Source organism: Rhodococcus sp. R1101, assembly GCF_000278445.1.
GTDB classification, from domain to species: domain Bacteria; phylum Actinomycetota; class Actinomycetes; order Mycobacteriales; family Mycobacteriaceae; genus Rhodococcus; species Rhodococcus gordoniae.
In genome coordinates, this window is record NZ_AJVB01000274.1 from 1 (window position 1) to 5101 (window position 5101).

Consider the following 5101-nt stretch of genomic DNA (forward strand, 5'->3'; position numbering starts at 1 on the left):
GGCACCACCGTCGTCGCCGATCCCGCACGCCGGTCGGGCGGCCGGCGCACCCACGATCCGGCGGCGCTGCAACCACCGCTACCCGATCTCCTCGACGCCTATGCGGGCCGCGATCTCGCCGTGAAGTGCGCGCCGGGACTGGATTTCGACTCACTCGGCTGGACCGGCGAGGTCGAGGTCGTCTCGCTCGACGGCGGAGTCCGCGAGGCATGCCTGTACTCGCCGGGCCTGAGCACACCGGGCGTGCGGCGCCGGGCTGCTGTACTGCGTTCCGACGGAACCGGTTTCGAGATCAGCGACGACGCGGACGACGACATCCCCGAGCGCGAGCCGGGGGAGTGGATCGTCGACCCGGACGGTGCCATCGTGCGTGCCGGTCTCGTGCGCCACTACGCCGCCGCGCACGGGCTGTGGCAACTCGACCCGCGGATCGCCTATCTCACCGGCGACCGTCTGCCCGACGGCGTACGGGGTTTCCGGATCGTCGAGCGTCTCAAGTACAGCGAGAAGACACTCCGTCAGGTACTCGCCCGCCACGACTGCGGTGCGGTCGAGATCCTCGTGCGCGGTGTCGACGTCGACCCGGCGGTCCTGCGTCCGCGGCTGAAGCTGCGCGGGTCTGCCTCGCTCAGCGTGGTCCTCACCCGCATCGGCCGGACGCCCGAAGCGTTCGTCTGCGCCCCCTCTCGCTGAACGGCCGGCACACCCTCATACCGACTGCGGGGCGCGCAGCACCACCACGTCGCCGTCGACGGTCGTGATCACGAACTCCCCGTCCGGGCCGATGCCGGTGCCGACCGGCAGTCCGGTGGTGGGCTCGAGGGGTTCCTTCTCGGTGGTCGCGCCGTCCGCGAGATCGAGCACCGCGGCAGCGAGACCCCGGTCGCCGTCGACCACCACGTAGGCCCGGCCGTCGGCGGTCACCGCCGGCGCACCGTAGGGCTTCACGTCCGTCCGCTCCCACTCGACCTCGACACCGTCGCCGTTGTCGCGCAACGCCGTCAGCGGCGCGCTGCCGTCGGCCGACGCGAGGAGCAGCAGCCCGTCCTCGGTGACGGCGGGACCGAGTGCCGTGGGACGACCGGTCTCGTGGCTCCACCGCGCCTCGCCGGTCTCGGTGTCGAGCGCCCACAGGGTGCCGTCCCCGTCGTGGACGTAGACCGTGGAACCGTCCGCGGACAGCACCGGACTCGTCACCGCACCCCCGGGGAGATCGGGCACCGACCACTCCTCGGTCACCGCGGCGTCGTCGCCGCCCGTGTACCGCAGCGCCACGAGCGCGGACCGGTCGGCGCCCGGCCGCCACACGGTGACGAAGACGCGATCGGTGGCGGTGTCGACGGCCGGAGTAGTGGCCACCGGGCAGTCCTCCGAGCCGCCGAAGCATGCCGGCAGACCGTGATCGCTCGCGAGTCGCGGCAGGTTCTGCCCGTCCGCGACGGTCGGTACCGGCACGAGATCGAACAAGGGCGCCTCGAGGTGGCCCGTCTGGGGATCGACGACATTCACCTGACCGAAGTGGGTGACCACCAGCAGGCTTCCGTCGGACGTGAACTGTGCACTGCGCGGGCTGCCACTCACAGGAAGGCGCCAGCGACGCTGACCGTGCTCGTTGAACGACAGCACCCCGCCGTCCTCCCCGACGTAGATGTTGGCGACCGCGTCGGAGACCGGCGTGATCGTCGTGACGGCCGGTGCGAGACGCGTGCACCAGCGCTTGCGACCGGAATCCATCTGGAAGGAGAACAGATTGCATCCGGCCGCCGTCGCGGCGGTCACCGAGACCTGACCGGTGGCGGCGATTCCGGCGGGGGAGCCGACCGCTCCACCCAGCGGGCGGGTCCAGCCGGCCGTGAGATCGTCGACACCGTCGGCGGTCGCGGTGTTGCTGTTGCGGGCATCGGAGTGACGGCCCGGCCAGCCACCGGTGGACAACACGTCGTCGGTGCCGCCACCACCGCACGCGCTCAGCGCGAAGACCACAGTCAGCGCCGGGACCGCGGTCCGCAGGACACCCCGCATCACTCAACTCCTCCACAGGCGAACGATTCGACGTGTCAGCGTATCGGGCCGGGGGTCGTGTGCCGCGAACGAGGCGGACCGTAGGCTGCCCCTATGACGAGCATGTGGGGTGCACCTCTGACGGCGAGGTGGCGCGGGTCCCGTCGCAGGGATCCCGAACAGGCACGATTCCTGACGCTGTCTTCTCTGAAGTGGGTGCTGGACAACAAGGCGTACACGCCCTGGTACCTGGTCCGGTACTACCGCCTGGCGAAGTTCCGACTGGCCAATCCACACGTGGTGCTGCGCGGCATGGTGTTCCTGGGTAAGAACGTGGAGATCCACGCGACGCCGGAACTCTCGCGTCTCGAGATCGGCAGATGGGTCCACATAGGGGACGGCAACGCGATCCGTTGCCACGAGGGCTCGCTCCGGATCGGCGACAAGGTCGTCTTCGGCAAGGACAACGTGGTCAACACCTATCTCGACATCGAGATCGGCGCGTCGACGCTGGTTGCGGACTGGTGCTACATCTGCGACTTCGACCATCGCACCGAGGACATCACCTATCCGATCAAGGACCAGGGCATCGTGAAGAGCCCCGTCCGGATCGGCCCGGACACCTGGATCGCCGCGAAGGTCACCGTGCTCCGGGGTACCCGCGTCGGCCGTGGTTCGGTGCTCGGAGCGCACGCGGTCGTCAAGGGCGACATCCCCGATTTCGCTATCGCGGTGGGTTCGCCCGCCAAGGTGGTCAAGAACCGTAAGGTGGCATGGGAGAGCGCCGCAGCCGAACGTGCTGCCCGGGAAGCGGCGCTCGCCGACATCGCACGGAAGAAGTCGGGAGACATGCCCGCGGACGTACACCGGTAGCGCCGCGGGCCGGACCACTGGTGGGGGACAGCCATGGAGTACTCGGAGTATCGCAGTCACGACGCGATCGGCCTCGCCGAACTCGTCGCAACGGGCCAGGTGTCGGCGAGTGAGCTGCTCGAGACCGCGATCGCGCGGCTCGACACGGTCGAACCGACACTGAACACCGTCGTCCGCAGGCTCGACGACCGGGCCCGCGCCCGCGCCCGCGAACCACTCGCCGGCCCGTTCGCGGGGGTGCCGTTCCTGCTCAAGGATCTGGGGCAGGATCTGGCCGGTGAGCCGACCTCGAGTGGTTCCCGCGTTCTCGCGAACCTGCCGGTGGTCGAGAACTCGGTGATCGTGGACCGGTGGCTCGGTGCGGGGCTGGTCCCGTTCGGGAAGACGAACACTCCCGAGTTCGGGGCGAAGGGCATCACCGAGCCCGAGGCCTTCGGTGCCAGCCGCAATCCGTGGAATCCGGCGGTGACGCCGGGCGGGTCGTCGGGCGGATCCGCCGCCGCGGTCGCGGCGGGCGTCGTTCCGGTCGCCGGAGCGAGCGACGGCGGCGGCTCGATCCGGATTCCGGCCGCGTGTTGCGGTCTCCTCGGACTCAAACCCGGACGCGGGCTCGTGCCCACCGGTCCGCGCGGCGGGGAGCCTCTGCACGGGGCCGCCGTCAACGGGGTGATCTGCTGGACGGTCCGCGATGCCGCGGCCGTCCTCGACGTCATGGCCGGGTCGTATGCGGGTGGCCCCTATCTCGCCGAGCGGGCGCAGTCGTACGCGGAGGCCGCGCGCTCGGCCCCGAAGCGGCTGCGGATCGGGTACGAGACCGCGTCACCGATCGGGACGCCGGTCGACCCGGAGGCGATGGCCGCGGTGGACGGTGCCGTCGCGGTGCTCGAGGAACTCGGTCATCACGTCGAACCCGCCTCGACGGGTATCGACGAACGGCGTCTGGCCGAGGACTTCCTCACGATGTGGTTCGCCACGGCCGCCGCGGAGGTCGCCGACGCTCGTCGCCGGACCGGGGCACGGGCGGAGGACTTCGAATTCGACACTCGCATGATGGCCGCCATGGGGGCCGCGACGTCGGCATCGGACTACATTGCGGCCCATACCCGTTGGGCCGAGTATGCGAGCGGTCTCGCGCAGTTCCACGAGCGCTACGATCTGTTGCTCACGCCGACTCTGGCTTTCCCGCCGTCGCGCATCGGCGAACTCGACACGCCGCGCTGGATGCGGCGCGCCGGTGAGGCTCTCCTGCGGACCCGAACGGCGTGGGTCGCGGGGCGTGCCGGTTTCGTCGACCGGATGGTGGACGACAACCTGGGCCGTACCCCGTATACGCAGCTGGCCAATATCACCGGGCGACCGGCGATCTCGGTCCCGCTGCACTGGACGGCCTCCGGTCTGCCGCTGGGGGTGCAATTCGTCGCGCCGCTCGGCGGGGAAGGTGTACTCCTCGCGCTCGCCGGCGAACTCGAACAGGCCCGGCCGTGGTTCGAGCGGCAGCCGCCGCTCGCTCCGGCCGAGTTGTCCGCCGCCTCCTGAGCCGGAAGTCGGCTCAGGAGGCCAAGGACTTCCGGTACACGACCGTCTCGCACGGAACTGCGAGGGCAGGAACGAGTTCCGGATGCCGAGTGTCGAGCGGCGCCGGTTCCTCCGGCACGTACCCGAGCCGGGTGTAGAGCCGGTCGAGGAACACCTTCGACTCGTGCGAGGTGCCGCGCGGCCGGATCACCTCGAGTTGCACCGTCTCGAAACCCCGCTCCGCGCACTCTGCCTCGACGGCATCGATCAGGAGACGACCGACGCCCGTGCCGCGGACCTCCGGGTCGGACGCGAACATCCCGAACTCGGCCGTCGTCCCGTCCACCGGGGTCACGCGGATACATCCGACCACCCGGCCGTGCGACCGGACGATTCGGATACTGCCTTCCCGTGCGTACCGGGTGATCTCCTCCGTGTCGGTCCGCGTGGTGCCCGGCACCCACATGCCGTCCTCGGCCACTGCGTAGACGGCATTGAGCAGGCCGGTGACGGCGACGACGTCGGATCGGTGCGGTTCGAGGCGTTCGATCCCGGCGGTGTGCTGCCCGCTCATCCGCGATCCGGGAGTGGGCGTTGCGGGATCGTGGGACGTGCCAGCGGGTGACGTACCCGCCGTTTCGCCGACGAGTAGACCTGCACGGTCTCCTCGGCGACGCGGCGCCAGTCGAAGTCGTCGGTCAGCCGCGCCCGG

5 protein-coding genes and 1 pseudogene are annotated in these 5101 nt (G+C 70.3%); 3 read left to right on the forward strand and 3 right to left on the reverse strand.

The genetic code is table 11. The features are described 5' to 3' along the window. On the forward strand, nucleotides 1-693 hold a 693-nt coding region (locus R1101_RS0115725), incomplete at its 5' end, for a THUMP-like domain-containing protein (protein ID WP_016934343.1). 15 nt (nucleotides 694-708) lie between these two features. Here R1101_RS0115725 and R1101_RS0115730 read toward each other — a convergent pair. Beyond that, on the reverse strand, nucleotides 709-2022 hold the full coding sequence (locus R1101_RS0115730) for an outer membrane protein assembly factor BamB family protein (protein WP_016934344.1): 1314 nt from the start codon (nucleotides 2020-2022) through the stop codon (nucleotides 709-711). 93 nt (nucleotides 2023-2115) lie between these two features. Here R1101_RS0115730 and R1101_RS0115735 point away from each other — a divergent pair, with 93 nt between their 5' ends. Further along, nucleotides 2116-2874, forward strand: a complete 759-nt coding sequence (locus tag R1101_RS0115735; RefSeq protein ID WP_016934345.1) for an acyltransferase — start codon at nucleotides 2116-2118, stop codon at nucleotides 2872-2874. 33 nt (nucleotides 2875-2907) lie between these two features. After that, a complete protein-coding gene (locus R1101_RS0115740) occupies nucleotides 2908-4410 on the forward strand; it encodes an amidase (protein WP_016934346.1) in 1503 nt (500 codons plus the stop codon). 13 nt (nucleotides 4411-4423) lie between these two features. Here the strand turns inward: R1101_RS0115740 and R1101_RS0115745 are convergent, their stop codons facing one another. Together R1101_RS0115745 and R1101_RS30250 are read right to left on the reverse strand one after the other, a co-directional pair. Continuing rightward, complete coding sequence (locus R1101_RS0115745) at nucleotides 4424-4963, reverse strand: GNAT family N-acetyltransferase (RefSeq protein WP_016934347.1); 540 nt, start codon at nucleotides 4961-4963, stop codon at nucleotides 4424-4426. After that, nucleotides 4960-5101, reverse strand: a pseudogene (locus R1101_RS30250) (glycogen synthase); the annotation flags it as partial. The pseudogene R1101_RS30250 and the gene R1101_RS0115745, both read right to left, overlap by 4 nt.

What these genes read in the sequence shown, in the direction of transcription:
- R1101_RS0115730 (WP_016934344.1), bottom strand. Translation starts at nt 2,022, where the DNA reads ATGCGGGGTGTCCTGCGGACCGCGGTCCCGGCGCTGACTGTGGTCTTC.
- R1101_RS0115735 (WP_016934345.1), top strand. Translation starts at nt 2,116, where the DNA reads ATGACGAGCATGTGGGGTGCACCTCTGACGGCGAGGTGGCGCGGGTCC.
- R1101_RS0115740 (WP_016934346.1), top strand. Translation starts at nt 2,908, where the DNA reads ATGGAGTACTCGGAGTATCGCAGTCACGACGCGATCGGCCTCGCCGAA.
- R1101_RS0115745 (WP_016934347.1), bottom strand. Translation starts at nt 4,963, where the DNA reads ATGAGCGGGCAGCACACCGCCGGGATCGAACGCCTCGAACCGCACCGA.